Source organism: Streptomyces sp. 147326 (assembly GCF_045000215.1).
Taxonomy (GTDB): Bacteria; Actinomycetota; Actinomycetes; order Streptomycetales; family Streptomycetaceae; genus Streptomyces.
In genome coordinates this window covers 850,458-877,316 of the sequence record NZ_CP134201.1, presented here as the reverse complement: position 1 = coordinate 877,316, position 26,859 = coordinate 850,458, and the positions used below count along the sequence as shown (strand labels likewise).

The following is a 26,859-nucleotide window of genomic DNA, read 5'->3' as shown; positions in this document are numbered from 1 at the left end:
GCGCCTCCACGCATACCCGGACTCGCCGGTGAAGGTCTGGGATTTGCAGAAAGTTAACCGGCAAACTGTCGCGCGCGGTCGGCGTGCCGGTCTCGTTCCCGTGCGGCGGATCGCTGTCTTTGCGTTCCTGGGGGCGTTGACGCCCGCGACGAGAGGGACTTCTATGCGACGAACCGCAAAACGGCTGCGAGCCATGGCCGCCCTGGCGGGATTTGCGCTCCTGCCGGCATTCGTGCCGGCCCAGGCACAGGCCGCGGGCACCCGCCCGTTCTCGGTCACCATCACCCACGTCGGGTGCGTCGATCCGTGTTCCGCCGAGGGGCTCGAGGCCGCGTTGGAAGGCCACCCCGACTTCTACGCAAAGGTGTTCATCAACAACGTCGAGCACCGGACGCCCACCATCGACAACGTCTCCGGCATCGACCCGTACTGGGTCCTCTCCACCGAGCTGCCCGACACCATCCAGAACGTCCCCGTCAGGATCCAGATCTGGGACGCGGACGACACCTCGGGCGACGACCTGGGCGACGACACCCCGCACGACGACGACGACAACCTCGACTTCACCGTCTCGTACTTCGACGGCAAGTGGCGCGACACCGCCGTCAACAAAACCGACAATGTGAACTGGCCGCAGTCCTGTTCGTCGGGCGACGGAGACGCCGGATCCGACGAGGACGAGCCCGCCGTCAAGGTGTGCTGGGACATCAGCACGACTTCGACGAGCGGTGACGCAGACGGCGACGGTCTGCTCGACGGCTGGGAGCGCAACGGGTACAACGAAGACGGTGACGGCACCATCGATGTGGACCTGCCGGCGATGGGAGCCAAGGCAGCCCACAAGGACATCTTCCTGGAATTGGACTGGGAGGCGGGGCGCGAGCCCACGCGCGCGGGCATCCAGGCCATGAAGGCGGCGTTCGCGGCCGCGCCGCCCGACGTCGGCGCGACCGCGTCGAGCAGGCGGGCGGACAACGGCGGTTTCGGGGTGAACGCGCCACCGAACCCCGACGGCGTGCCCGGCATCAATCTCCATGTCGACACCGGCGGCCTTCGCGACCCGGCGGGCCGTGAGGGCGGTCCGGTGGGCACCTGCTCCGACGGCATCGACAACGGCACGGACGGGCTGGTCGATGGCAACGACCCCACGTGCAACAGGGTGCAGACCGACTACCTCGATGCGAGCGTCGAGAACCCGCAGCCGACCAACTGCGGGGACGGCGTGAACGACGACGGCGACACCTTCCCCGAGGCCCAGGACCCCGACTGCCTCGTCGGCGACAACCTCGGCGGCGGCAGTGTCATCGCCGCGCCCGGTGCGTGCGGCCTCGACCCGGCCTTCTACGCGTCGAGGAACCTGAACTTCAACAGGAACCGACGGCTGATCTACCACTACGGCCAGATCGCCGCCCAGCCGGGTGTGGCCACATGCCCGGATCAGAGCGGTGGCCAGGGCGAGATCGGGGGCAACGACTTCACCGTCTTCAACTTCGACGCCGGCACGGTCATGCACGAGCTCGGGCACAACCTGAACCTGCGCCACGGCGGCCACCAGGACGAACCCAACTGCAAGCCGAACTACGTGAGCATCATGAACTACGACCTGCAGGACGGCATCCCCCGCGTCGGCGGCGGGACCGTCCTCGACTACTCGCCGCCCAGGAGGACGGTTGACGGCACATCGCGCAGGACCGGTCCTCTGCCCGATCTCAGGGAGAACGCCCTGGTCGAACCGACCGTCCTCGACGCGGCCGACCCGGTCAACCGGCTCGTGTTCGTCGACAGTACGGGCCAGAAGGTCCCGAACAACCTGAACACCAGCCCTGACTGGAACCGCGACGGCGATCCGCCGTTCGAGCCGACGGTGCCCGCCACGAACATCGACAACGCGGGCCCCGGCCCCAACCCCATTCCCGCCGGCTGCATCAACACCTCGACCAACGAGACCCTGAACGGCTCCGACGACTGGAACTCCGTGTCCCTGCCGTTCCGTCAGTTCGGCGACTCCGCGAACGCCGCGATCAACCCGGAGAGCGACGACGTCCCCACCACCAGCGAGCTGCTGGCGATGCACGAGGAGCAGAACAGCACCGACGTCGGGGTCGCCGTCACCGACAACCCCGACCCGGTCGCGGCCGGAACGGACGTGGTCTACACCGCCATCGTCACCAACCACGGCTTCAAGCCGGCCGCCGCGGTGACCCTGGTCGACACCCTGCCGTCGCAGGTCTCCTACGTCAGCGACGACGCGGCATGCCACGCGTCCGGTGCGACGGTGACCTGCGGCGTCGGCGACCTCCTCGCCGGAGCGTCGCGCACCGTCACGATCACCGCTCACGTGCCGGCGGACCTCGTGTACGACGCCGGCGGCCCGGTCACCCTCACCAACCGGGCGGTGGTGGACAACCTCGCGGGTCCCGACCCGGTGGCGGACAACGACAGCGCCACCACCGACACCAGGGTGATCGCCGTCGCCGACCTCGCCGTCACGTCCTTCGCCCCCACGGCACCGCCCACGCAGGTACTCATCGGGCAGACCGTTGATGTCACGCTGCACAGCACGGTGGCGAACAACGGCCCGTCCAGCCCGATGGACGCCGTGGTCGTCACCGCTGCCACGGCCGACCCGGGGGCCACGGTGACGCCTTCCTCGTCGACTCGGAACGTCCCCGCACTCGCGGTCGGGGCTCCGCAGTCGTTCGACAGCACCTTCACCCTCGGCTGTGCGCAGCCGGGATCGCACAGCTACCGGTTCACGGCGTCCATCACGCCGGCCCGGCCCGACGACACCGACCCCGTCGCGGCCAACAACCACCGGCCGGCCGAGTTCACCCTCGACTGCGTCGTGCCCGTCGCGATCAACATCAAGCCGGGCGGCAATCCCAACTCCATCAACATCCCCGCCGACACCGTACCGGTCGGCGCCCTGACGACCAGGGCTGGTGAATTCGCACTCCCGCTGGCCTTCAACGCCACCACCATCCAGCCGCTCACCGTCCGCTTCGGACCGCGGGGCGTCGTCTACGGCGGTACGGGCGGGAGCACGGAAGTGCACGACAGGGGCCACGTCGAGGACCTGGTCGAACGCACCACGACTCCGGTCGAGCGCGTCAGGGACGGCGACCCCGACATGATGCTCCACTTCGCCTCGGCGCCCTCCGGTCTCCGGCGGGGAGACACCGAAGCCTGCGCGAAGGGTTCGTTCATCGACGGTGCCACCGGACGGACCTATCGCTTCTTCGGCTGCGACGCGGTGAGGATCGTGCAGCCCTAGGCCGCTTTTTGGATCACCTGATCGTGGTTGCTGTGTGTCGTTGACTGACGCGCAGCGGGTGCGGATCGAGCCGCCGATGCCGAAGGCGACCTCGACTGGGTTGCCGCTGTCGACTCCGCCGCCGTCCGTGCCCACCCGCATGCCGCCGGGGCCCGTCAAAACGGGCCCCGGACTCGGCACGGGCGAGGGTGAGCCGGTTGGCCTTGCTCGCCCCTATGGGGCGAGCACCGCACGTGCCGTGCGAAGCCATGCGCCCAGCGCGGTGTAGTCGACGTCCGTGAGGCCCTGGCGGGCGTCGACGCGGTGCAGCAGGGCTTGTCCTCGGTGGTGTGTGGAGACCCAGGTCCGGTCGATATCGGTGATCTCGTCATCGACCCAGATGAACGGCCGTTGAGCGGCCCACTCGACGAGAGTGCGGGTCTTCCAGTGGAGGCCGCGCCGTTCGTCCTGGTCGTCAGTGGCAGACGGCTCCGGCCAGATCACTACGGGAAGGTGCGGCAGGCTGATTCGTGGAGCGATCAACGCGTTCGCGTCGGCCATCCAGGTCGTGGCCCAGACCAGATCGCACGACAGCGCCGTCAGCCGGAGTCCGTGCTGAGGGTCGATCCTGGTCAGGAGCGGGTGAGCGTCGCCCCCGGCCGACTCGGCGGCAGTCTGATACGTCGGGTAGTGCCCCGTCGCGCCGAACGGGATGAGTGGACCGTCGACGTCGAGGAAGAGTACGGGGCGCTGGGCAGAACCGGCCATGACCGTATCGTACCGAGTCGCCGGTCAGGCTGGCTTGGCCGCACGCTCTGTCTGCAGGGTGCGCAGGAGGTCGAAGGCAGGGCCGTCCACCGGGCGCTGGGTGTTGCCGAGGGCGATGACGGCGAGCCGCTTCTCCGGGTCGAACCCCACGAAGGAGGAGAAGCCCCCCGTCCCTCCGTTGTGCCAGATCTGGAGGTGGCCGCCCTGCCGGGGGTGCAGGCGGTGGGCCATCCAGCCGAGGTGCACCCAGGTGAAGGAATTCCTGCGGTGCTCGAACGCACGGCTCAGGCGGATCGCCTCGGCGAGCTCTGCGGGGCCGCCGTCCAGCTGGGCCCGTACGAAGGCCACCAGGTCGGTCGCGGTCGACCGCAGGCCGCCCGCTCCCGCCAGGTCGGCGAGGTGCCACGGTGCGGCGGGCCGCCCGCGGCGCGCGTGGCCCTGAGCGGAGCGTTCCGAGCGGGTGCCGTCCACCGTCACGACGGTGTCGGTCATGCCCAAGGGAGCGCAGATCTCCCGGGTGATGAGGGTCTCGTACTCCGTGCCCGCCCGACGGGCGAGGGCCAGCCCCAGCAGCCCGGCGCCGAGGTTGGAGTAGCGGAACCGCTTCCCCGGAGCGGCCCCCAGACGGGTGCCGGCCAGCCCGGACAGCAGGGCGTCGGCCGTGCAGGCGGCGTACGGATCCGGCTTCGACGGGCGCAGCAGAGCCTGGAGCAGCATGCCTCTCGGCAGTCGGGGCAGGCCGGAGGTGTGGGTGGCCAGATGCTTCAGGGAGATCTGCCGGCCGGCCCGTGACGGAACGGCCGTCCCCGCGGGCAGCAGATCGGCGAGCGGCTCGTCCAGGCCCACCGTGCCGGCGGATGCCAGGCGCGTCAGGGCCAGGGCGGTGAAGGCCTTGGTCACCGAGCCGATCTCGAACAGGGTGCGGGGGCCGGGGACACGCGTGTGGTGCGCGCCGGTGCTTCCGGCACCCCGTATCTCCACGACGTCGTCCGCCACCGCGGCCACCACCGCGCCGACGTGCTGCTCGGCCAGCCGGTCCGCGGTCTGCTGGGCGAGCGTTGCGAGTTCTTGTGCCATGACGGACATCATGGCGGCATCCCCCCTTGCGACCGGTGCGCCCTGATGATGATTTCCGGCCGTCGGCACTGCGACCTGAGCAGTACGGCGAGGCGGTGACCTTGCTGGCTGCGGCGCGCAAGGGCTGATGTCGCGTTGGGGAGTGAGCACGCCGCTCTCGTGCCCCGGCCGGTACGGGCCCCGCAGTCCCGGTCCCGTACGGTGGACAGCCGTACGCCTCACAGCCAGCGCACCAGCAGCCGTACGCCGCTCAAGGAGCCGCCGTACCCCGGTCAAGGAGCCTGAGGGCAGCGCCCGATGGGCCCGTCGCGCAAGAACCGGGCAGGCAGGCATGCGTCCGATGGGCTGACCGCCGCCTCCAGGTCGTGGAGCGGGCGCGCCGACCACCGTGACGGGCGTTGATCTCGCGTCGGCAGCGGCGCTAAACCACCGCAGGGTTATGCCCAAAAGGTGACTGTCTGCGGCCTGCGCTGGTCGGATAGCAATGACGAGGCGCCTGGCACGGCCTGCCGATGGTCGGCGGCGATCCCAGCGTGCCGAGGAAGGAACGTCTCGTGATCCGCCCCCGTTTCGCCGCCGCCCTGTCCACCATGGCCGTTACCGCCCTCGCGATCACCGCGAGCCCCGCCTCGGCGGCACCCGGCGACACGCTCACCATGTGCTCCAGCACGCTCACCCCGGACGGCTGGGTGGACGCCCAGTGGTGGAACAGCGGGGGGTGCGGCTCCGGCTTCACGCCCAACACCAAGCAGATCAAGGACCTCAGGGGCTACCCGGTCGGTACCCAGGTCAACGCCTGCGCATCCACGTGGCCGCCCGTCGGCTGGACCATCACCAACACCTACTACTCGAGCGGCTGCCGCTATTCCGCCGTCCCCAGCTTCAACCCCAACACCTGGACCCTGAAGCGCACTTCCTGACCTCGCGCGGTCGCCCCGCAGCCGACCTCCACCACCGACCACGGCGTTCAGCGCCGGCGGAGTCGGGGTGTGCCATCGGGGGCAAGCGCTCCCGGCCGCACATGCGTACTGCCCCGCCGGGATCACTGTGTAGAGTGGCACTACCGACGCGGGGTGGAGCAGCTCGGTAGCTCGCTGGGCTCATAACCCAGAGGTCGCAGGTTCAAATCCTGTCCCCGCTACCAGAAGAGAAGGGGCCCGGCTTAGCCGGGCCCCTTCTCGCATCCCGACCCATCGGGGCCGGGCACCGGATCGTAGAATTCCCGCTGCCGGCAGCTCTAGGCGCCGATGTCCCGGCTGCGGAAGTCCTCCAGGGTCTCGCGCCGGACCAGCACCCGGGCCGAGCCCTCGTGGACCGCGATGACCGCGGGCCGGCCGACGAGGTTGTAACCGGAGGCCATCGACAGCTGGTAGGCGCCCGCCACCGGCACGGCGAGCAGGTCGCCGGGGCGGATGTCGCCGGGCAGTTCCACGTCGGCCGCGAGGATGTCGCCGGCCTCGCAGTGCCGGCCGACGACCGTGGCCGTACGGGGGCCGGCCGTGGAGCGGCGGCCGATCAGGCGGGGCGCGTAGCGCACCCCGTACAGGGCGGGCCGCGGATTGTCGCTCATGCCGCCGTCCACGGCGACGAACACCTTCTCGCCGGTGTGCTTGACGGCGAGCACCCGGTAGAGGGCTACTCCGGCCGGCCCGACCACGGCCCGTCCGGGCTCGACGGCGAGCCGCGGGACGGTCAGCCGGGCGGCCGCGCAGCCCTCGATGAGCTCGGCGCGCAACCGCCGGGCCAGCGCGGTGAGGTCGAGGGCGGGCTCGCCCGGCCGGTAGGCGATGCCGTGGCCGCCGCCCATGTCCAGCTCGGGCAGGACGGTGCCGTGCGCGTCGCGGATGCGGGCCATCAGCCCGACCATGCGGCGCAGGGCCACCAGGTAGGGCTTCACGTCGGTGATCTGGGAGCCGATGTGGCAGTGCAGGCCGGTCAGTTCGAGCTGCGGCTGGCTGAGGATGCGCGTGATGGCGTGCTGCGCGCCCCCGTCGGTGAGCGACAGGCCGAACTTCTGGTCGTCCGTACCGGTACGGATCTTGTCGTGGCCGCCGGCCGACACGCCCGGTACCACCCGCACCATGACCTTCTGGTGCCCGTGGGGGCCGACGGCCGCCGCGATGCGGGCGATCTCCGAGGGACCGTCGATGACGATCCGCCCCACGCCGAGCCGCAGCGCCGCCTCCAGGTCACGCGGCGACTTCGCGTTGCCGTGCAGGACGATCCGCTCGGGCGGAAACCCGGCGGTGACGGCGAGCTCCAGCTCCCCGGCCGAGCACACGTCCAGGCCCAGCCCCTCCTCCCGTACCCAGCGCACCATGGCCCGCGACAGGAACGCCTTGGCGGCGTACAGCACGTCGGCTTCGGGGAAGGCGTCAAGATACGTCCGGCAGCGCCCGCGCACCTCCCCTTCGTCCAGGACGTAGGCCGGGGTGTCGAACCGGTCGGCCACCTCCGCCAGCGACACCCCGCCGACGGCCAGGCCGCCGTGCGGGAGCAGTTCCGTGGACGCGGGCCAGATGGACAGGTCCTCCGCGCCGGCGGCGACCTCGGAGAGAACGGCAATGGTCATCGGGACTTCCCTCTCAGAGAGCGCGGACCGCGACCCCGGCCGGCGGCGCCGGCACCGGGGTGACGGACGGGGCGGTGAAGGTCGGGTCGATCGTCAGCAGGCACGCGCCGAGTGGCGAGGTCAGCGCGCGGAGCGCGGACTCGGACAGCCGGATCCAGGGCTGCCGTGCGCCGAGCGTCGTGGCCAGCAGGTCGGGGCGGGTGAATGCGACGGCGGTGCGGTCGCCCAGAGGGGTGCGGAACATTCGGAGCACCACCTCCGCGGTTCCCGGCCGGACGGGCACGTAGCGAGGTCCGGCCGGGATCGGTTCTTCGGGCTCGGGGTCGTCGTCGTACGGGAACAAACACATGGGGCCCTCCCAGAGGAACCACGAGTGGCAGGTGGGGCCCCGGATGCGGGGAGGCGGTCCGGGGCGCGACAACGAAGCTATCCGCGGCTTCCCCCTCCTGAGGCAGCTCCGTAACGGGGCTCTTACGGAGACCGGCCAAGTCCATACGGATCACTGACGGCTGTTCCCGGGCGGCGTCAGGAATCCGTTCATTGTCATGGATCTTGACGTGAGAGGGGTGCTGCGCCGCCCCGACCGCGGCAGCGGCGCCGCCTGCGGACGGTCACGCGAGGGGCAGGTGCTGTTCGGACCAGACGGTCTTGCCTCCCGCGGTGTAGCGGCTGCCCCAGCGGTGCGAGAGCTGGGCCACGATGTAAAGGCCGCGCCCGCCTTCCTCGGAGCTCCTCGCACGCCGCATCCTCGGCTGCGTGTTGCTGGAGTCCGAGACCTCGCACGTCAGGGTGTCCGCCCGGATCAGCCGGAGCCGGACCGGGCCACCGGCGTGGCGAATGGCGTTGGTGACCAGCTCGCTGACGATGAGCTCGGTGCTGAAGGCGAGCTCATCGAGGTCCCAGGCGGTCAGCTGATCCAGGACGAGGTGGCGCGCGTCGCCGACGATCGCCGGGTCGGGGTCGAGCTGCCATGTCGCGATGGAGTCGGCCTCCACCGCCCGGGTACGGGCCAGCAGGAGGGTGACGTCGTCCCTCAGCCTGCCCGGAGGCAACCCTTCCACGATGTCGTGCCGGGCCTGACGCAGCGGCCGGCCGAGTACGTCCGCGCGCAGCAGCCGGTCGGCCAGGCTGCGCATGCCCTCGTCGACGTCCCCCTCTCCGCGTTCGATCAGGCCGTCGGTGTAGAGGGCGAGGACGCTGCCCGGCGGCAGACCGCGCTCGACCGGCTCGAAGGGCCAGCCACCGACCCCCAGGGGCGGGCCGGGGCTCAGGTCTACGTACTCCACGGTTCCGTCCGGGCTGACCACGGCCGGGGGCGGGTGTCCGGCGCTCGCCATGACGCAGCTTCGGGCGACCGGGTCGTAGACGGCGTACAGGCAGGTGGCCCCGGCCGGTCCGCTCGGCACCAGCGTGCCCGCGTCGCCGTCTTCCGGGTCGCCGCTCTCCGCCTCGGCGACGACCTGCAGGACCATGTCGTCCACGTGCGCCAGCAGTTCCTCCGGTTCCAGTTCCAAGTCCGCCATCGCGCGTACGGCGCTGCGCAGGCGGCCCATCATGGCCGTGGCGTACAACCCGTGACCGGCGACGTCCCCGACCACCAGGGCGACACGGGCCGACGACAGGGGGATGACGTCGAACCAGTCGCCGCCCACACCGCTGTCGGAGTCGGCGGGCAGGTAGACGCTGGCGGCTTCCAGCGCGGGCGTCTCCGAGGTGGCCGGCGGCAGAAGGCTGCGCTGCAGGCCCACAGCGGTGCGGCGTTCCTTGGTGTAGCGCCGTGCGTTGTCCACGGCGACGGCCGCACGGGCGGCGATCTCCTCCAGAAGTGCCAGGTCGTCGTCCTCCAGCGGGGGAGCGTCCCCCGTGCGCCAGAGCGTGAGCCTCCCGAACGCGATGCCCCGGGCGCACAGCGGCGCCGTCATCGCCGAATGCGCACCCGGGACGGACGTGGCCCACTCCGGGGCCGTGTCGTTCCCGTGCCCCGCGGGCGGGGCTCCGAGGCCGGTGACCAGCTCTCCCCGGCACTCCCGCGCCCCGGGCGCAGCCGGTTCGGGTACGCCCGCCCCGGTCGAGGCCGGGTGGGGAACGGCCGCGGGGAGAGGAGCCAAGAACTGGGCCGTACCCGTACGCAGCACGTCCGCTTCCGCTCCGGCGACGGCCATCCGGAGCAGTGGCAGCGCGAGAGGCCCGTCAGCGGGTGGTTCACCGCCGGTCAGAACGGTCTCCGCCAGATCCACCGCGGCGCAGTCGCCGAACGCCGGCGCCAGCACCTTGACCAGGTCCTCCACGGTGCGCAGCACGGACAGCGAACCGCCCAGCGCTCCGGTCGCGCGGTACAGCAGGTCCAGGCGCCCGCGCGAGCGCTCGTGGTCGGTGACGTCGGTGAACACCGTCGCCACACCCATCGGATGTCCGTCGGGTTCCTGCAGCCGGAACGCCTGGATGGTCACGACCCGGCCGCCTCTCGGGTCGTCCAAGGTGCGCACGGTCGTGTTGAAACCGATCAGGGGGATCCCGCTGCGCATGACCTCCCGCAGCCGGTCGTCGATGATCCGCGCGTCCTCGGCCCACAGGAAGTCGGCCAGGCGCCGGCCGCTCAGTTCGACCGGCACCCCCGTGTACGGCAACAGGTGCGAGTTCGTCCGCAGCAGGCGCAGTTCCGCATCGAAGACGGCCAGGCCCACTCGGCCCTGCAGGAACAGTTCCTGCGTGAAGGCGTGGTCCTGCCGCCATCGGGCGACCAGCGCCATGGGTGCGCCGAGTACGAGGCAGCGGCCCGCGTCCCCCCGCGCGCCGTCGTCCAGCGGGATGACGCGGAAGCCGATCTCCAGCTCGCCCCCTGAGCCGTGCCGCAGGGTGGCCCGGCCCTCCCAGCCCTCCTGCGCCCCCCGCCTGCCCTGGGACAGGACCGCTTCCCAGCTGCCCGCGTCCGCCAGGAGGTCCCGTGCCGGACGGCCGCACACGTCCGCGGAGCGGCGCTCCAGGAGGGCTTCGGCCGCCGGAGTCCAGGCGACGACCGTCCCGGCGCCGTCCAGCAGTGCCGCGGCCGTGTTCGTGACAGCGAAGGGATACTCCTGGTTGCTCTCAGTGGCGCGCATGCGTGCCCATCTCGTCCGCGGGTCCCGCTGCCCCCATGCTGGTCGCTGTCCGCAGCGAGAGCCAGAGGCATTGCGCCATCCGGACCGCTTCAGGCGCCGGTCACGGGGTGCGGGCCGGGTGCCGCGTCCCGTGCCGGCTCACGCGCTGCCGGCCGGCGGAGGGTACGCCACCGCGGCAACCGTGTCCGGCACGGCCCGGTGGGCTTCCTGCTCGAAGGTCCGGAGCAGGTCCGCCGCCACGCTCACCGCGATCGTGGCGGGCTCCTTTCCGGTGATCCCGGCCACTCCGATCGGAGTCTTGATCCGGTCGATGGCGGCGGCGTCGTGGCCGCCCTCGGTGGCCAGGCGCCGGCGGAACCGCGCCCATTTGGCGGCCGAGCCGATCAGTCCGATCGAGCCGAGACCGGCGGTGCGCAGGGCGGTGTCGCACAGCGCGGCGTCCTCGGCGTGATCGTGGGTCATGATCAGGACGTGGGCGCCGGGCGGCAGCTCCGCCAGCACCTCCTCCGGCAGCAGCGGGGTGTGGTGCACGTGGATGTGCGCCACCGCATCCGCGAGCACGCCGAGCCGTTCGCCGGTGAGCATGTCGGGGCGGGTGTCGATCAGGTGCAGATCGAGGTCGTGGCGGGCCAGGATGCGCGCCAGTTCCAGTCCGACGTGCCCGACGCCGAAGACCGCCACCGCCTGGACCACCGGGAGCGGTTCGAGCAGCACCGTGACGGCTCCGCCGCAGCACTGCACCCCGTGCGGGCCGGTGACCTTGTCGTTGAGGGCGAACTCCATGAGCTCCGGCTCCGGATCGGCCGCGCCGTTCAGCTCGCGCGCCCGGTCGATGGCGACGGCCTCGATGTTGCCGCCGCCGATCGAACCCCACGTCTCGGTCCGTCCCACGACGAGTTTGGCACCGGCCCGGCGGGGCGCGTGGCCGCGCACGGTCGCGACGGTCACGAGCACGCCGGGTTCCCGGCGTGCCCGCAACCGTGCGACCGCGGCCACCCAGCTCATGTCAGACATTGCTCAAAGCGCTTGCGTCGGCGGGGACTTCGCTGCCGCCCGGGGCGTGACCGCCGCGCTGCACCCCGCCCGTGCGGGCTGCTTCGACCGCCCAGTACACCGCCTCGGGTGTCGCCGGGGAGGCGAGTTCCACGCTCACTCCGGCGGGCCCGAACTCCCCGGCCGCCTGCCTCAGTGCTTCCCGCACCGAGAACGCCAGCATCAGCGGAGGCTCACCCACCGCCTTGGACCCGTAGACCGCGCCCTCCTCGGTGGCGTTCTCCAGCAGCCTGACATTGAACTCCTCGGGCATCTCCGAGAAGCTCGGCAGCTTGTAGGTGCTCGCCGCCTGGGTCAGCAGCCGACCGCGGTTCGGCCCGTCGCCGGCGTCCCAGCGCAGGTCCTCGAGCGTCAGCCAGCCCGCGCCCTGCACGAAACCGCCCTCCACCTGACCGATGTCGATCATCGGGGAGAGGCTGTCGCCGACGTCGTGCACGATGTCCACCCGCCGGATCCGGTACGCGCCGGTGAAGCCGTCCACCTCCACCTCGGCCGCGGCGGCGCCGTAGGAGAAGTACTTGAAAGGCGAGCCCTGGAAAGCCTTCGCGTCCCAGTGCAGACCCTCGGTCCGGTAGAAGCCCGCCGCCGACAGCTGCACCCGCTGGAAGTACGCGGTGCGCACCAGGTCGTCCCAGGCCAGTTCCTTGTCGTCGCCGAGGACGCGCGCGACGCCCTCGACGATGCGCACGTCCGAGGCGTTCGCGCCCAGCTGGGTGCCGGCCACCTGCAGCAGCCGCTCACGGATCTGCTCGCAGGCGTTCTTCACCGCCGCGCCGTTGAGGTCCGCGCCGGCGCTGGCGGCGGTGGCGGAGGTGTTGGGCACCTTGTCCGTGCGGGTCGGGGCCAGCCGCACCTTGTGCAGCGGAATGCCGAGCGTGGTCGCGGCCACCTGCAGCATCTTGGTGTGCAGGCCCTGACCCATCTCGGTGCCGCCGTGGTTGATCAGGACCGAGCCGTCCTTGTAGACCAGCACCAGCGCGCCGGCCTGGTTGAAGGCGGTGAGGTTGAACGAGATGCCGAACTTGATGCCGGTGATCGCGAGCGCCCGCTTGGTGTGCGGGTGCGTGGCGTTGAAGGCCGCGATCTCGCGCTTGCGATCGGCGATGGCGGCGTCGTCCCGGACCTGCTGCCAGATGACGGAGATCCGTTCGGGGTGGGCCACCGGCTGTCCGTACGGCGTCGAATGGCCCTGCCGGTAGAAATTGCGCTCGCGCAACTCCATCGGGTCCAGTCCGAGCAGCGGCGCGCACCGGCCCATGATGTCCTCGATCACCAGCATGCCCTGCGGTCCGCCGAAGCCGCGGAAGGCGGTGTTGGACACCTTGTTGGTCTTGGCGATGCGACCGGTGACGCGCGCGTGGGGGATCCAGTAGGTGTTGTCGATGTGGCACAGCGCGCGGGCCACCACCGGCTCGGACAGGTCCAGGCTCCAGCCGCCGTCCGCGGTCAAAGTGGCGTCCAGGGCCTGGATGCGGCCCTCGGCGTCGAAGCCGATCTTCCACGTGGCGTGGAAGCCGTGGCGCTTGCCGGACATGGTCAGGTCCTGGGTCCGGTTGAGCCGCACCCGGACCGGCCGGCCGGTCAGCCTGGCGCCGAGCGCGGCGATGGCCGCGAACCCGTGCGGCTGCATCTCCTTGCCGCCGAAGCCGCCGCCCATCCGCAGGCACTGCACGGTCACCTCGTGGCTGTGCAGGCCGAGCACGTGCGCGACGATCTCCTGCGTCTCCGAGGGGTGCTGGGTGCTGCTCTGGACGAACATCTGCCCGTTCTCGTCGACGTGGGCCAGCGCCGCGTGCGTCTCGAGATAGAAGTGTTCCTGATCGGAGAACTGGAACTCGCCGGTGAACACGTGCGCGGAGTCCTCGAAACCGGCGTCCACGTCGCCGGTCAGCATCACGGGCCGGGCGCCGTGAAAACTCTCCGCCGCGATCGCTTCCTGCAGCGTGATCACGGAGGGCTTCTCGTCGAGTTCCACCTCGACGGCCGCGGCACCGAGCCGGGCCGCCTCCAGGGTCTCGCCGAGCACCCAGGCGACGGCGTGGCCGTGGAACATGACCTCTTCGGGGAAGAGCGGTTCGTCGTGCTTCATTCCGGCGTCGTTGACGCCGGGCACGTCGGCGACGGTCAGCACGCGGACCACACCGGGCACGGCGAGCGCGGGCCCGGTGCGCAGCGCGGTGATCCTGCCGTGGGCCTTCATGACCTGGACCGGGTAGGCGTGCAGGACGTCCTTGGTTCGGTGGACCAGGTCGTCGGTGTAGAGCGCGGCGCCGGTGACGTGCAGGTTGGCGCTCTCGTGCGGCATCGAAACCCCGACGACGGGCTTTTCGGGGCGCTGGGACAAATGGCTCATGACGACACCGCCTCGGTGGTTCGCGCGTACAGCTTCAGCAGGCTCTGGCCGAGCATCGCGGAGCGGTAGCCGGCGCTGGCGCGGTGATCGTCCATCGGCGTGCCCTGGGCCCGCAGCACCCCGGCCGCGGCCGCGACGGTCTCCGCCGCCCACGGCTTGCCCTCCAGGGCCGCCTCGGTGGCGAGGGCGCGGATCGGGGTGGCGGCCACGCCGCCCAGGCCGATGCGTGCCTTGCGTACGATCCCGTCCTCGATGTCGAGCGCGAAGGCGACCGCCACGCTGGAGATGTCGTCGAACCGCCGTTTGGCGATCTTGTGGAAGGCCGTGACGGGCGACAGCGGCAGCGGGATGCGGACCGCGCGGATCAGCTCGCCGGGACGGCGCACGCTCTGCCGGTAGCCGGTGAAGTAGTCGGAGAGGGGGACCTCGCGCTCACCGTCGGCGTCCGCGAGCACCACCGACGCCTCCAGCGCGAGCAGCACAGGCGGGCTGTCACCGATGGGGGACCCGGTACCGAGGTTGCCGCCGAGGGTGGCGCTGTTGCGGATGAGCCGGGATGCGAACTGCGGGAACAGCTCCGCCAGCAGCGGGACGCTGCCGTCGAGGCGGCGTTCGATCTCCGTGAGCGTCTGCGCCGCCCCGATCGTGATGCTGTCCGACTCGACGCGCAGCTCCCGCAGTTCGGGCAGCCGGTCGACCGCGACCACGCAATTCGCCCGGCGGGAGCGGATGTTCACCTCCACGCCCCAGTCGGTGCTTCCGGCGACGACCACCGCATCGGGTCGCTCGCGCAGCGTCCTCAGCGCGTCCGCCAGGCTGCTCGGCCGCAGGAACGCGCTGTCGTCCTGGGCGTATTCGGTGGCGACCGGTTCGGGCGGGGACTGCTCGCGACGCTGCGCCAGGGGGTCGTCCTCGGGGGGCGTGCCGACGGCGAACGCGGCGTCGCGAATGGGGCGGTAGCCGGTGCAGCGGCACAGGTTGCCGCTCAGCGCGTGCAGATCGAAACCGTTCGGACCGTGCTCGGAGCCGGAGCCGGAGCCGGTGTCCGAGTCGGCGCCGTCGGCCGGGTCCGGGTGCGCGCAGCGGTCGGGCCGGTAGTACTCGGAGGCCATGCTGCAGATGAATCCCGGTGTGCAGTAACCGCATTGGGAGCCGCCACGGACGGCCATTTCCTCCTGTACGGGGTGCAGCACGGCCGGCGTGCCGGGTTCGCCGGCGGTGGCGAGACCCTCGGAGGTGATGACCTCCTGACCGTCGAGTGCCGCTACCGGGACCAGGCAGGCGTTGACCGCCACCCAGTCCGTGGGCTTGTTCACCCCGGGGCGGGCCACCAGGACCGAACAGGCGCCGCATTCCCCTTCGGCGCAGCCCTCCTTGGTGCCGGTGAGGCCGCGCTCGCGGAGATAGTCCAGCACCGTGGTGTGGGGTGCGGCCGGGGAAATGGGTGATTCTTTCCCGTTGACCGTGATCCGCGCCGCTACCATGGCACGTCCTCATTTCGGCGTGCGGTGGTTCTGACTGTCCTAGTCGCCATTTCAGGAGCTTTCTATTTCAGTGGCGCAGCCCGAGACCCGGAGCGCGGCACATCGGCACGCGACGGCGTGCCGTAAACGGTGACAGAGATGGAAAGGTGTCGGGGCCGCAAAAGGGGCACGCCGACAAGGGGCTGCTCAGCAGCCGTGTGCTACACGACCCGGAGCCCAGGCGATCTGGTGGGAGAGGCGAAGGAGTTCGGAGATGGTCGACATCCGGCTTCGCCTCCTTCCAGCAGCTCATGGGTGGGTGCGGTCGAAGCTACGTTGCCGCGGGTTCATCGGTCAAGCGGATGTCGGTGGATTCCACGAAAGCCCGCCACTTCCTGCCGCGGGAATTCGTACGCGAAACCAGGCGCGGCGCTATCGGTCGTGGCGCTGCCAGTGGACGTGGAGCAGGGTGGGCCGGCGCAGGACGAGGCCGGCCGGGCGGGGAGCGGGGGATCGGGCGGTGAGAGCGAGGCCGGGCAGTGCCTGGGTGAGGGTGCTGAGGGTCCGGCCGGCGACGAGGCGGGTGTACTGGGCGCCGGGGCAGTAGTGGATGCCCGCGCCGAAGTTGAGCGTGGGGGGTGTGCCGGTGCGCCGGTGGTCGAAGGTGCCGGGCGCGTGGACGCCGTGGGCTTCGTCGCGGGCGGCGGAGTGCATGAGGAGCAGCAGGCGGGCGCCTTCGGGGAGGTCGGTGCCGGCGAGGGTGAGGGGGCGGGTGGTGGTGCGGAGCCAGCCGATCAGGGGCGGGTCCAGACGCAGCGTCTCCTCGACGGCGGCGGGCGCTTCGCCGGGGTGCCGGGCGATCCGGCGGTAGCCGTAGCCGTCGCCGGACAGGAGGTGTCCTACGGGGTCTGCGTCGGGGTGAGCTTGGTGAGGACCAGCAGGGTGTCGACGAGGTCCTCGGCGGGGGCGCCGGTGGCCAGGCGGCGCAGCTGCTGGCCGAAGACCAGGGCGACGGCCGCGCCCGCCAGGCGTTCGGGGTCCGGTACGCCGAGATGGGTGAGGATCCGCGTGGCCAGCAGGTCGTAGGCGGCGAAGCACTCGGCCGCCGCGGCGCGCAGCCGCTCGTCGCGGCCCGCCTGGACGTACAGCTCGAAGGGTGCGATGTGGCGGCTGTCGAAGGCGTTGCCGCCCGCGACCTGCGCCACCACCTCGGCCGCCTGACCGATGTCGAAGCGCTCGTCGGAGCACGCGTCGGCGAGCGCCGTGAAGTGCAGGGTCTCCTCGGCCACGAAGTGCAGCAGGCTCTCGCGCAGCAGCTCGTGCTGGGTGGCGAAGTGGTAGGTGACGGAACCGAGGGAGACTCCGGCCTCCTTGGCGATCCGCCGGTTGGTGACGGCGGCGATGCCGTCCTGCCCGATGATCCGCAGTACGGCGTCGATGATGCTCTGGCGGGTGTCGGAGGCATGGGGCATGTCGACATTCTGCCCCATCGGGCGGCGGGACGGCCCGCTCGGGCAAGGGGAGTTGGGGCGTCCGGGGTGTGGACAGGCCGCGGACCGATCCCTACTGTTCGTTCGAACGAACAGTCGAGGTTCGCCGTACGGGAGTCGTCGTGGACATATCCGGATCGAACGTTCTGCTCACCGGGGCCAACGGAGGCATCGGCTCCGCCCTGGCCGAGCGCCTGACCGCGCAGGGGGCCCGGCTCACGGTCACCGGGCGGCGGGAGGAAGCCCTCAAGGCCACCGCGGACGCCTGCGGCGCCCGCACCGTGGTCGCCGATCTGGCCGTCCGGGCCGACGTGGTCCGGCTCGCCGAGGCCTGCGCCGAGGCGGACATCCTCGTCGCGAACGCCGCACTCCCCGCCAGCGGCGACCTCCTCGACTACACCGAGGACCAGCTCGACCGCGCGCTCGACGTCAACCTGCGCGCGCCCGTCCTGCTGTCCCGGCTGCTCGCGGAGCACATGGTGTCCCGCCGCCGCGGCCACATCGTGCTGATCGGCTCCATTTCCGGCAAGGCCGCGACCAAGTCGACCTCCCTCTACAACGCGACGAAGTTCGGACTGCGCGGATTCGCCCTCGCCCTGCGCCAGGAACTCCGCGGTACGGGGGTGGGGGTCTCCCTCGTCCAGCCGGGCTTCGTCCGCGACGCCGGGATGTTCGCGGACACCGGCGCCACCCCGCCGAACGGCATCAGGACCGTGACGCCCGGCCAGGTCGCCGACGGCGTCGTACGAGCCGTACGCCGCGACCGGTGCGAGGTCAACGTGGCGCCGCTGGAGCTGCGGCTGCTGAGCGCCATCGCCGGGCAGTTCCCCGGATTCGCCGAGCGGGTCCAGGCCCGGGCGGACGTCGACGGCTCCGTACGCCGGATCGTCGACGCCCAGCGCTCTCGCCGCTAGCGACGCCCCCCCGCACCTGCACGCCCCCCGCACCTGTACGCCGCACGCCTGCACGTCTTCCCTGCCACCCACGTGAACGGAGAACACGGCCGTGCCGAGTCAACACCTTCCGAACGGCGCTCCCCACCCCGGCCCGGGTGTCGAGCGCAGGTCCCTGCTCCGATTAGGGGCCCTGCTGGCCGCGGGCGGAGCCGCCGCGCTCGTTCCCGCACCGATCGCGCACGCCGCCACCAGGGGCCAGGGGACCGACACGGTGACCACCACCTACCAGGGCCGCGCCCCGTACGGCAACGACCAGTGGGCGTACGTCCCCTTCGACGTCCCCGCCGGAGTGCAGCGGATCTCCGTCTCCACCTCCCACGACGCCGCCGCCGGCATCCTCGACCTCGGGATCTTCGGCCCCTCCGGCTTCCGCGGCTGGTCGGGCGGTGAACGGGCCGGGTTCACCCTCTCCGCCGCGGACGCCACTCCCGGCTACGTGCCCGGGCCCGTCGAACCCGGCGGCTGGTCCGTCATCCTGGGGCCGATGGTCGGCGCCGCCGGCGGCATGGCCTGGCAGGTCGAGGTCACCCTGCACCACGGCGACCCGCTGCCCCGGACCCCGTACGACATCCTGCCAACCTCGGTGGCGGGGCGGGGGCCCGGCTGGTACCGGGGCGACCTGCACCTGCACAGCGTGCACTCCGACGGGAAGCGCACGGTGGACGAGATCGTCACGGCGGCCCGCCATGAAGGGCTGAACTTCATCGCCACCTCCGACCACAACACCAGCTCCGCCGCCGCTGGGGAGCGACGAAGGTGTCGATCGCCGCCATGCCCGACGGGTCCGCCCAGCTGATCGGATACGGCACGGACGGTGCCATGTACCACTGCGTCCGCGGGCGCGATGGCGCGTGCACGGCCTGGGGGCGCCTGGGCGGCTACAACGGGGCCCCGGCGTTCTCCGGCCCGGCCCTGGCGATCGCCGGCCTGCCCGACGGTTCCTCCCAGGTGCTCGCGATCGGGCTCGACGGGATGGTGTACCACCGGCTGCGGCGGCCCGACGGCTCCTGGACCGCTTTCCTGCCCCCGCGCGGCGTCACCACCGCAACCATGGCGGCCAGCGCCATCGGCATCACCGGGATGCCCGACGGTTCCGCCCAGGTCGTGGCGGTCGGGCTCGACGGACGGATCTGGCACAACACCAGGCAGCCGAACGGCTCCTGGACCCCGTTCGCGCGCATACCCGGCCCGAACGGGAGGGACCCCTTCCCCGCGGGCCAGGTCCGCATCACCTCCCTGCGCGACGGCACCACGCACGTGACGGCCGTCAGCGCCGGCTAGGCGGTGTCTGATGGCTCTTGCCCGGGGTGGTGGATCTGTTGCCGTTCCGGGCATGAGTCGGTCATGGTGCGTCGGCATGAACTGACGAATGCTCAGTGGGATCGCATAGGCTCGCTGCTGCCGGAGACTGGCGGGCCGGGTGGGCGGTGGGCCGACCACCGGACCGTGGTCAACGGAGTGCTCTACCGGACGCGGACCGGGATTCCCTGGCGTGACCTGCCCGAACGCTACGGATCCTGGCAGACCGTCTACGAACGCCACCGCCGCTGGTCGGCCGATGGCACCTGGTCGAAGATCCTGCGAGCGTTGCAGGCCGGCGCCGACTCCACCGCCCCGGACGCGGACGGCTCGTGGGCGGTCAACGTCGACTCCACCACCTGCCGGGCCCACCAGCATGCAGCCGGAGCCCGGCATGCACCCCCGGCCGACCACCCCGAAAAGGGGGCGGCACGCGTGTGGACGCAGAGGGCCGCGAGGCCCTGGGACGCTCCCGGGGCGGGCTGACCAGCAAGGTCCACCTGCTGGCGGATGACCGCTGCCGGCCCCTGGTCTGGCTGACCTCGCCGGGCCAGCGCGGGGACAGCCCGATGTTCATCCCGCTCATGCAGGCCCTGAACGTGGCCCGCCGCGGGCCCGGGCGCCCCCGCACCCGGCCGGACCGGGCCCGTGGCGACAAGGCGTACTCCAGTCGCGCCAACCGCGTCTACCTGCGCAAACGCGGGATCAAGGCAACGATCGCGCAGCCGGACGACCAGCGTGCGAAGCGCCGCAGGCGCGGCCGGGCCGGCGGCCGCCCGCCAGCCTTCGACCGCGAGCAGTACCGCCAGCGCAACACCGTCGAACGCTGCATCGGGAAGCTGAAACAGCACAGGGCCGTCGCGACCCGGTACGACAAACGCGACTACATGCCGTAGTCGGCGAAGCCGGTGCCGGGGGCGCTCTCGTAGAACCGGCCCTGGATCAGGCGCGAGGTGTGGGTGAGGAAGGCGACGCCCTTCTTCAGGTCGGGCCCGTCACCGGCCGGCGGGACGGTCGGCGGTTCGGTCTTCTTGGTGGTCAGAGCGACCAGGTCGCTCTTGGCGCCCGCGACGACGACCGGGGCGGTCGGGAACAGGCGCGGTTCGGTGTCGTCCTCCTCGAAGCCGAAGCCGCCCTTGGAGAGCTGGTGCCTGGAGAGCCAGGACACGCCGGCGTCCGCGAAGGGCCCGTCGCCGAGGGCGCGCAGGGCCTGGGCGGCCCAGGCGGTGGAGGCCGGGCTGCCGGTGGTCATGTAGGCGGCGGAGGGCCAGGCGCCGGTCGGGAGCTGGGACTTCTTGAGGTAGCCCCGGGCCTTCTGCACGGCGGCGTCGTGGCCGCCGGCCCGCTTGAGGGCCAGGGTGATCAGCCCGGTGGAGGCGGCGTCGCTGTCGCACCATCCGCCGGAGCGGATGAGGATGCTCGTGAAGCCGCCGTCCTCGCACTGGAGGCCGGTCAGCCGGTTCACGGCGTCGGCGGGGGGCGTCACGCCGCCGTTCAGCAGGGCGATCACGGCCATGGCCTGGGCGTCGGACTGGCCGGTGGTGCGGAAGTCGCCCTTGGTGAAGCAGCCGTCGATCGTCTCTCCGTCACCGATGTCCCGCGGGCAGACGTACTTGACGAGGTCGCCGAGCAGGTCGTGGCCGCCGAAGGCCCGGGGGTCCTTGCCGGTGGCCTCGGCGACGAGCGCGAGCCGCGCGGCGGCGGTGGCGTCGGGTATCCCGTCCTTGCCGGCCGGGTAGGCGTACGCGTCCGTCTGCGCGGGAGCGGCGAGGAAGTCGGCTGCCTTCTTCGCCACCGGGCTCTTGGGGTCGGCGCCCGCGAGGGCGTACACGGCCTCCGTGGTGAAGAGGTGGTTCGGGACGGTGGCACCGTCGTCGACGACGCGCTCCCCTTCCGTCAGCTTCCCGGTGAGCCAGCCGGTGGCCGCGGGCACGTCGACCGACCCCGCGGGAGCGTTGGGCGGCGCCGTCGGGACGGTCGGATCGGGGACGGAACCGCCGCCGGCCCGAACGTCGTCGGGGGAGAAGGTGGGCTTGCCCGAGGTGCCGCCGATGCCCGTTCCGCCGAACACCCAGGCGTCCACGTCGCCCGGCTTCGGAGTGCGTGCCATGGCGCCGAGCGGGCTGTACGTCCAGTTCTTCTGACCGGGCGAGGCGATCCAGTACGACCAGTACGCGGTGGCCTGCGGGGTGAGGACGCACTCCTCCTTGTCCGGAGTGGGGTACTGCGTACCGGAGTTGAAGGAGCCGTTGCCTATCCGGCAGATGAATCCGTCACCGTCGTGGACGGTGCCGACGGTGGTGAAGCCGCCCGTGCGCAGCAGCTCGAAGCCGGTCGTCGGGGTGGTGTCGCAGCCGCGCTCGACCTTTCCGCCGAAGGGACCGAAGTCCACGGCCACGACGGCGCCGGTGGTGGCCGTGCACTGCTCGATCGGATCGGCATGGGCGGACGGGGGGACCGTGAAGAACGCAATTCCCGCACCGAGCGTCACGAAGGCCGCGGTCACGAGGGAGAAGAACCGCCGTCTCGTCCCCGACTGCCGTTTCGCCTGCTGTTCGGTCCCCACCGCGGCCCCTCGTCTCTGCCGGGGGGCTGCGTGCGTGGTGATGCGCCCCCGCACGGCTGCGAACGCCAGGGGGAGGCTGCGACGACCACACCGCAATCCACGACGGCGCTCTTCGTACTGTGTCCCGGCCCCAGGCATTCCGGCTCACCCGGAACGAACCGGGCCTACGGTTGCGGGTCAGCGCCGGAATTCGACCGGCTTCCCCTGGTGCTGAGCAGCTATCAGCCGGAGTGCAACACGGATTTCGCCGACGCGTCAAGATGGCATAGGCCTCCCGGATGCGCCCCCTGCCCACCCGCACGGATGGCTGGCGGTCCCTTGATCGCTCGGGTAGCGTCCTGGGCTGCCACATGGGGGAATCCGGTGCGATGCCGGAGCTGACGCGCAGCGGTGTGGGACGGCGGGGGCCGTTTCCGAGCCCGAATGCCCATCCGGCGATGCAGAACAGGAAGCCGTACCACGCGTTCCGGACGGCGGCCCCCGGCATGCCCGGCCGTGCGTCCGTACGGCGACCGCGTGGCGCCCGGGAAGGCCGGCGTCCGCCGATTCCAGGAGCAGGCCATGTCCCGTCCCCGTACGTCCCGCCGCCTCGCGCTCGCGGTGCCCGCCGCGCTCGGCGCCTTCGCCCTCACCGCGCTGCCCGCCTTCGCGACCTCGTCGCCGGCGCAGATCGCCACGTCCAAGACGAACGGCGTCGCCTACCTCAAGTCGCTGCAGGCGGCCGACGGTTCGTACGCCGGCTCCGGCCTGTCCAACGAGTGGGCGTTCAGCACCTTCGCCGCCGCCGGCACCGCGGTCGTCGACGTCGCCCCGGGCGGGGACACGACGAAGAACGCCCGCACCGTCTACCGGAACCTGCTGTCCACGGCGGGCTGGCCCTCGGCCTCCCCGGTGGTCACCGACTACGAGCGCGGCACCCTCAACGCGTACGCCGCCGGCATCGACCCGGCCCGCGTGTCGGCCTCCCGCAACCTCGTCGCCCACGTCTACTCCTTCTGGCAGACGGCCGAGGCGGGCTACTTCGGCCCGTCCGGCAACTTCAACGGCACCGTCTTCGCGGCCCTTTCGCTCGGTGGCGCCAAGACCCAGGCCGGCGGCAACCGCGTCCCGCAGGCGCTCACCGACTCGATGGTCACCCGCATCCGCGCCAACCAGCACGTCGACGGCGGCTGGACCTACAACAAGGCCGAGGGCAACCCCACCGTCCTCAACTCCGCGAGCGACGTCGACATGACCGGCGCCGCGATGGCCGCGCTCTGCGTCTCCGGCGTCCCCAACACCGACGCCGACGTCGTCCAGGCCAAGAACTTCCTCAAGGGCAAGCTCGTCGCCAGCACCGGTGCCTTCAACTCCATGTACGGGGTCAACACCAGCTCCAACGGCTGGGGCGTCGCCGGCCTCAACGCCTGCGGCATCAACCCGCAGACCGGTGACTTCCTCACCGCCAACGGCAAGACCCCCGTCGACTTCCTGATCGCCAACCAGTACAACCCGGCGGGCGGCTTCAAGTACAAGCCGTCCGACACCGGCCCGAGCGCCTACGCCTCGATCGACGCGCTGCGCGCCGTGGCCGGCGGCGGATTCACCACGGCCCCGCCCGTCCCGGTCACCCCCGGCGCCCCGCAGTGGGTCGCACAGTCCACCTTCACCGCAGGCACCGCCACCATGCTGGCCCTGACCGTCGACGACGACGCCGGCAACCTCAAGGTCTGCTCGGTGGCCTTCACGCCGACCGCTACGGCCACCACCCTCGGCGACGTCCTGAACGCGGCGGCCGGCGGCGCCACCCCGTCGGGCTGTGTCACCGGCGTGACCCCCTCGTCGGGCACCGGCACCATCACCAACGTCAACGGCAAGGCCAACAGCGGTGGCAACACCTGGAAGGTCAGCGTCGACGGCTCCGCCTTCGCCGGCGCCCTCCGCGAGAAGGGCATCAACGTGGGCGACACGATCGCCCTGCGCTGGGGCGCCTGATGCCCCGCCGGGTGCGGGGACCCGAGTACGGGCCCCGCACCCGGCGGTCCGACCGGGAAGGGGGCCGCACACCCCAAGGCCGGGGGCGGCGTTACCCGAGTACGGGCCCCGCACCCGGCGGTCCGACCGGGAAGGGGGCCGCACACCCCAAGGCCGGGGGCGGCGTTACCCGAGCGCCTCGAAGGAGGCGACGAGGTCGGTCGGGGAGGGGAGTGCGGTGATGTCGGCCTGGGTGGCGGCGGCGCCCTTGCGGAGGTCGTCGTCGGTCAGGAGGCGGCTGAGCAGGGCGGCGTCCACGCTGTCGCCGCTCGCCCGGAGGGCGAAGCCCAGGCCCGTCGCGGCATCGACGTTGATGAAGTGGTCGGCGCCCTGCGGGAGGATCAGCTGGGGAACACCGCGGGCCGCGGCGGTGAGCATGGTGCCGGAGCCGCCGTGGTGCACGACCGCGTCGGCGGTGTCCAGCAACTGGGCCAGGGGCACCCAGGGCAGGGGGCGGACATTGGGGGGAAGGGTGCCGAGCGGGCTCAGGTCGGTGTCGCCGACGGCGAGCAGGAACTCGGCGTCGACGGAGGCGGCCTCGGCGATCACCCGGGCGATCGGGTTGACGCCCGCGAACGCGGTCACCACCGTTCCGAGCGTGACGGCGATACGGGGCCGGGAGCCGCGGGCTATGAGGTCACCGGGGACCGTGCCGCCGCCGTTGTAGGGCACGTAGCGGACCCGCCAGCCGGTGCCGTCCCCGCCGAGGGAGGCGGGTACGACGTCGAGGACGGTACGGGTCGCCGGGCCTTCGACCTCGCGGGCCCGGTACTCGTCCGCCAGGACGTCGGCGAGCACGCCGACCATGCCGGAGCCGGACATCACGCCGAAGTTGTGGACGACGGCGGGTATGCCGAGTGCCGCCGAGACCAGGGGGGCGGCGGCCTGGAAGGCGGCGTGGACGATGAGGTCGGGCCGCCAGGCGGTGGCGACCGCGAGCAGGCCGTCGATGGTGACCCGGCTGTGTTCGGCGAAACCGGCCGCGGCCAGCCGCTGGGTCTCCTCCACGCTCTTGTCGTCCGTGACGAACTGCGGTTCGGTGCCCTCCGAGGCGCGCCGGAAGGCCTCCATCAGCGTCGAGCCGTCGCCGATCTCGACGGTGGGCACGCCGGCTTGCCGCATCTGGTCGAGCGGGGCCGAACCGGCGAACAGCACCTGGTGTCCGGCGGCCTGGAGTGCCTGGGCGGTCGGGACCATCGGGAACAGGTGGCCTGCCGCGGCGGGGCCGGTGAACAGTACGCGCACTGCGTTACTCCTCGGGTGGAGCTCCTTGATTCCTCTGACGGTTTGTTGAACGTATATACCGCTGCGGCAGTTTCCGTCGAAGTGGGCGAATTCCGGCCGTTCCTGACGAGCGATCGAGTCGACGTGCTGGCAGGATGACGGCATGGAACGCGTGCTTGGAATCGGTGGGTACTTCATGCGGGCGGCCGACCCGGCGGCCCTGGGTGCGTGGTACCGCGACTGCCTGGGCCTGGACACCGACAAGCACGGCCTGTGGCGTCAGGAAGCCGGGCCGACGGTCTTCGCGACGTTCGAGTCCGAGACCGACTACTTCGGGTCCCGAGCCCAGCAGACCATGCTCAACTTCCGGGTCCGCGACCTGGACGCGATGCTCGCGCAGCTGCGCGCCAAGGGCGCGGACGTGGCCGGGGAAACGCAGGACATGGCGGGTGTCGGCCGCTTCGGCTGGGTCACCGACCCCGAGGGCAACCGGATCGAGCTGTGGCAGCCGGCCTGACCGCATGTCCGGCCGCTCAGGCGAACAGCTCGCCGAGCAGCTCGGGGCCGATGGCGATGGGGGCGGGGCGGTAGGCGGGCGGCTGCGTGCCCATCAGCTCGCGCACCAGGAAGTCCCAGGAGCGCTTGCGGACGTAGGCCAGGTGGTCGAGCAGCGTGTGCTCGGCCCCGGGCACGATGAGCAGCTCGAAGTCCTTGTCGGCGGCGATGAGCCGGTCGGCGAGCCGCAGGGTGTGGTCCGGGTGGACCTGGTCGTCCATTTCGCCGTGGACGAGCAGCAGTTTGCCCGCCAGCCGGTCCGCGAGGTCCACGTTGGAGGTACGGGCCCAGGCCTCGGGGTTGTCCGCGCCGTCGTAGGTCTCCACGAAGCCCGGGTTGAAGTGGCGGGCGTCGTGCGAGCCGGAGAGGGCGACCCCGGCCTTGTACACCTCGGGGAAGTCCAGCATCGCGCGGGCCGCGGCGAACCCGCCGCCGGAGTGGCCGAACACGCCCACCCGGTCCAGGTCCATCCACGGCCTGGTCCGAGCCAGCTGCCGCAGCGCCGCCGCGTGGTCGGCGAGGCAGCCGGCGTCGGCCAGGCGGCCGTAGGAGGCGTCGTGGAAGGCCTTGCTCCGCCCGGGGGTGCCGCGCCCGTCCAGTGCCACCACCACGAAGCCCAGCGCCGCGAGGGGTTCGGCGTCGAGGCCCATGCCGCCGGGGTCGAAGCACGGGGCGACCCGGTTGACCTGCGGGCCGGGGTAGAGGTTGTCCACCACCGGGTACTGCCGGTAGGGGTCGAAGCCCCGCGGCCGGTACAGCACCCCGTAGATGTCCGTCACCCCGTCGGCCGCCTTGACGCGGAAGCGTTCCGGCGGTGTCCAGCCGGTGGCGGTGAGCTCGGTGATGTCGGCGCGCTCCAGCTCGACCAGCACCCGCCCCGCCCAGTCGCGGACGGAGGTCACCGGCGGGGTGTCGACGGTGGACGCCGAGTCGATGAAGTACTCCCGGCCGTCGGCGGGCAGGGTGACGACGTGGTCCAGCCCGTCGTCGGTGACCATGGCGAAGCCGGAGCCGTCGAGGGCGGCCCGGCACACCGTGCGCCGGTACGGGTCCTCGTCGACCAGCCCGGACGCGGTGAAGTACACGACCCGCTCGGCCTCGTCGACGCGCAGGATCGGC

At 71.7% G+C, this 26,859-nt stretch carries 21 protein-coding genes, 1 tRNA gene and 2 riboswitches; of the genes, 9 read left to right on the top strand and 13 right to left on the bottom strand.

All coding sequences use genetic code 11. The annotated features are described in order from the left end of the window. Window positions 1-163 precede the first annotated feature (163 nt). Entirely contained in the window at window positions 164-3,274 is a 3,111-nt protein-coding gene (locus RIU97_RS04255) for a hypothetical protein (protein WP_404953411.1), read from the top strand. A gap of 213 nt (window positions 3,275-3,487) precedes the next feature. Here RIU97_RS04255 and RIU97_RS04250 read toward each other — a convergent pair whose 3' ends face one another. Then, window positions 3,488-4,021, bottom strand: coding sequence for an HAD domain-containing protein (locus RIU97_RS04250; RefSeq protein WP_404953410.1), 534 nt, complete (start codon window positions 4,019-4,021; stop codon window positions 3,488-3,490). A gap of 24 nt (window positions 4,022-4,045) precedes the next feature. Continuing rightward, window positions 4,046-5,098: a serine hydrolase domain-containing protein gene (locus tag RIU97_RS04245; RefSeq protein WP_404953409.1), complete on the bottom strand. Its 1,053-nt coding sequence runs from the start codon at window positions 5,096-5,098 to the stop codon at window positions 4,046-4,048. A gap of 554 nt (window positions 5,099-5,652) precedes the next feature. Between RIU97_RS04245 and RIU97_RS04240 the strand changes: the two genes are divergently transcribed. After that, window positions 5,653-6,018, top strand: a complete 366-nt coding sequence (locus RIU97_RS04240) for a hypothetical protein (RefSeq protein ID WP_404953408.1) — start codon at window positions 5,653-5,655, stop codon at window positions 6,016-6,018. 147 nt (window positions 6,019-6,165) lie between these two features. Beyond that, window positions 6,166-6,242, top strand: a tRNA-Met gene (locus tag RIU97_RS04235). Between the two features lie 93 nt (window positions 6,243-6,335). Here the strand turns inward: RIU97_RS04235 and lysA are convergent. From lysA to RIU97_RS04195, 8 genes are all read right to left on the bottom strand, one after another. Continuing rightward, window positions 6,336-7,670 carry a diaminopimelate decarboxylase gene (gene lysA, locus RIU97_RS04230; protein WP_404953407.1) on the bottom strand — a complete coding sequence of 445 codons (1,335 nt, stop codon included), beginning with the start codon at window positions 7,668-7,670 and terminating at the stop codon, window positions 6,336-6,338. Between the two features lie 13 nt (window positions 7,671-7,683). After that, window positions 7,684-8,019 carry an SAV_915 family protein gene (locus RIU97_RS04225; RefSeq protein WP_404953406.1) on the bottom strand — a complete coding sequence of 112 codons (336 nt, stop codon included), beginning with the start codon at window positions 8,017-8,019 and terminating at the stop codon, window positions 7,684-7,686. Window positions 8,020-8,281: 262 nt separating this feature from the next. Then, on the bottom strand, window positions 8,282-10,768 hold the full coding sequence (locus tag RIU97_RS04220) for a SpoIIE family protein phosphatase (RefSeq protein WP_404953405.1): 2,487 nt from the start codon (window positions 10,766-10,768) through the stop codon (window positions 8,282-8,284). A gap of 138 nt (window positions 10,769-10,906) precedes the next feature. Continuing rightward, window positions 10,907-11,773 (bottom strand): xanthine dehydrogenase accessory protein XdhC, encoded by an 867-nt coding sequence (xdhC, locus tag RIU97_RS04215; protein ID WP_404962752.1) that lies wholly within the window; start codon window positions 11,771-11,773, stop codon window positions 10,907-10,909. A gap of 1 nt (window position 11,774) precedes the next feature. Next, complete coding sequence (gene xdhB, locus RIU97_RS04210; protein WP_404953404.1) at window positions 11,775-14,174, bottom strand: xanthine dehydrogenase molybdopterin binding subunit; 2,400 nt, start codon at window positions 14,172-14,174, stop codon at window positions 11,775-11,777. Then, on the bottom strand, window positions 14,171-15,658 hold the full coding sequence (locus tag RIU97_RS04205; RefSeq protein WP_404953403.1) for a xanthine dehydrogenase small subunit: 1,488 nt from the start codon (window positions 15,656-15,658) through the stop codon (window positions 14,171-14,173). The genes xdhB and RIU97_RS04205 overlap by 4 nt, the downstream gene beginning before the upstream one ends. A gap of 411 nt (window positions 15,659-16,069) precedes the next feature. Further along, window positions 16,070-16,498, bottom strand: coding sequence for a cytochrome P450 (locus RIU97_RS04200; RefSeq protein WP_404962751.1), 429 nt, complete (start codon window positions 16,496-16,498; stop codon window positions 16,070-16,072). Between the two features lie 38 nt (window positions 16,499-16,536). Further along, window positions 16,537-17,109: a TetR/AcrR family transcriptional regulator gene (locus tag RIU97_RS04195; RefSeq protein ID WP_404953402.1), complete on the bottom strand. Its 573-nt coding sequence runs from the start codon at window positions 17,107-17,109 to the stop codon at window positions 16,537-16,539. Between the two features lie 140 nt (window positions 17,110-17,249). On the opposite strand from RIU97_RS04195, the gene RIU97_RS04190 reads away from it, so the two are divergent. The 4 genes from RIU97_RS04190 to RIU97_RS04175 all read left to right on the top strand — a co-directional run bounded on the left by RIU97_RS04190 (window position 17,250) and on the right by RIU97_RS04175 (window position 20,278). After that, a complete protein-coding gene (locus RIU97_RS04190) occupies window positions 17,250-18,041 on the top strand; it encodes an SDR family NAD(P)-dependent oxidoreductase (RefSeq protein WP_404953401.1) in 792 nt (263 codons plus the stop codon). Between the two features lie 91 nt (window positions 18,042-18,132). Continuing rightward, a complete protein-coding gene (locus RIU97_RS04185; RefSeq protein WP_404953400.1) occupies window positions 18,133-18,879 on the top strand; it encodes a hypothetical protein in 747 nt (248 codons plus the stop codon). Next, on the top strand, window positions 18,855-19,364 hold the full coding sequence (locus RIU97_RS04180) for a hypothetical protein (protein ID WP_404953399.1): 510 nt from the start codon (window positions 18,855-18,857) through the stop codon (window positions 19,362-19,364). The genes RIU97_RS04185 and RIU97_RS04180 overlap by 25 nt, the downstream gene beginning before the upstream one ends. Before the next feature lie 66 nt (window positions 19,365-19,430). Then, window positions 19,431-20,278, top strand: a protein-coding gene (locus RIU97_RS04175; protein WP_404962750.1) for an IS5 family transposase whose coding sequence is annotated in 2 segments (ribosomal slippage) — window positions 19,431-19,787 and window positions 19,790-20,278 — 846 coding nt in all. Because the reading frame shifts where the segments join, the coding sequence is not laid out codon by codon here. On the opposite strand, the gene RIU97_RS04170 is transcribed toward RIU97_RS04175, so the two are convergent. Next, the gene (locus tag RIU97_RS04170) at window positions 20,266-21,948 is read right to left on the bottom strand and encodes a hypothetical protein (RefSeq protein ID WP_404953398.1); all 1,683 of its coding nucleotides are present in this window, start codon (window positions 21,946-21,948) and stop codon (window positions 20,266-20,268) included. The genes RIU97_RS04175 and RIU97_RS04170 overlap by 13 nt on opposite strands. 109 nt (window positions 21,949-22,057) lie before the next feature. Continuing rightward, window positions 22,058-22,192, bottom strand: a riboswitch (cobalamin riboswitch). 67 nt (window positions 22,193-22,259) lie between these two features. Beyond that, window positions 22,260-22,398: riboswitch (cobalamin riboswitch) on the top strand. Between the two features lie 111 nt (window positions 22,399-22,509). Here RIU97_RS04170 and RIU97_RS04165 point away from each other — a divergent pair. Then, window positions 22,510-23,922, top strand: coding sequence for a hypothetical protein (locus RIU97_RS04165; protein WP_404953397.1), 1,413 nt, complete (start codon window positions 22,510-22,512; stop codon window positions 23,920-23,922). A gap of 165 nt (window positions 23,923-24,087) precedes the next feature. On the opposite strand, the gene RIU97_RS04160 is transcribed toward RIU97_RS04165, so the two are convergent. Continuing rightward, a complete protein-coding gene (locus RIU97_RS04160) occupies window positions 24,088-25,206 on the bottom strand; it encodes a nucleotide disphospho-sugar-binding domain-containing protein (protein ID WP_404953396.1) in 1,119 nt (372 codons plus the stop codon). A 142-nt stretch (window positions 25,207-25,348) separates the two neighbouring features. Between RIU97_RS04160 and RIU97_RS04155 the strand changes: the two genes are divergently transcribed. Continuing rightward, a complete protein-coding gene (locus RIU97_RS04155; protein WP_404953395.1) occupies window positions 25,349-25,702 on the top strand; it encodes a VOC family protein in 354 nt (117 codons plus the stop codon). Between the two features lie 16 nt (window positions 25,703-25,718). Here RIU97_RS04155 and RIU97_RS04150 read toward each other — a convergent pair whose 3' ends face one another. Further along, window positions 25,719-26,855: a prolyl oligopeptidase family serine peptidase gene (locus RIU97_RS04150; protein WP_404962748.1), complete on the bottom strand. Its 1,137-nt coding sequence runs from the start codon at window positions 26,853-26,855 to the stop codon at window positions 25,719-25,721. Window positions 26,856-26,859 lie beyond the last annotated feature (4 nt).

Bases quoted from the DNA above. Each gene is read 5' to 3' on its own strand.
- RIU97_RS04180 (WP_404953399.1), top strand. From the start codon at position 18,855: ATGCCCGACGGGTCCGCCCAGCTGATCGGATACGGCACGGACGGTGCC.
- RIU97_RS04155 (WP_404953395.1), top strand. From the start codon at position 25,349: ATGGAACGCGTGCTTGGAATCGGTGGGTACTTCATGCGGGCGGCCGAC.
- xdhC (WP_404962752.1), bottom strand. From the start codon at position 11,773: ATGAGCTGGGTGGCCGCGGTCGCACGGTTGCGGGCACGCCGGGAACCC.
- RIU97_RS04245 (WP_404953409.1), bottom strand. From the start codon at position 5,098: ATGGCACAAGAACTCGCAACGCTCGCCCAGCAGACCGCGGACCGGCTG.
- RIU97_RS04250 (WP_404953410.1), bottom strand. From the start codon at position 4,021: ATGGCCGGTTCTGCCCAGCGCCCCGTACTCTTCCTCGACGTCGACGGT.
- lysA (WP_404953407.1), bottom strand. From the start codon at position 7,670: ATGACCATTGCCGTTCTCTCCGAGGTCGCCGCCGGCGCGGAGGACCTG.
- RIU97_RS04205 (WP_404953403.1), bottom strand. From the start codon at position 15,658: ATGGTAGCGGCGCGGATCACGGTCAACGGGAAAGAATCACCCATTTCC.
- xdhB (WP_404953404.1), bottom strand. From the start codon at position 14,174: ATGAGCCATTTGTCCCAGCGCCCCGAAAAGCCCGTCGTCGGGGTTTCG.
- RIU97_RS04220 (WP_404953405.1), bottom strand. From the start codon at position 10,768: ATGCGCGCCACTGAGAGCAACCAGGAGTATCCCTTCGCTGTCACGAAC.
- RIU97_RS04225 (WP_404953406.1), bottom strand. From the start codon at position 8,019: ATGTGTTTGTTCCCGTACGACGACGACCCCGAGCCCGAAGAACCGATC.
- RIU97_RS04255 (WP_404953411.1), top strand. From the start codon at position 164: ATGCGACGAACCGCAAAACGGCTGCGAGCCATGGCCGCCCTGGCGGGA.
- RIU97_RS04195 (WP_404953402.1), bottom strand. From the start codon at position 17,109: ATGCCCCATGCCTCCGACACCCGCCAGAGCATCATCGACGCCGTACTG.
- RIU97_RS04165 (WP_404953397.1), top strand. From the start codon at position 22,510: ATGTCCCGTCCCCGTACGTCCCGCCGCCTCGCGCTCGCGGTGCCCGCC.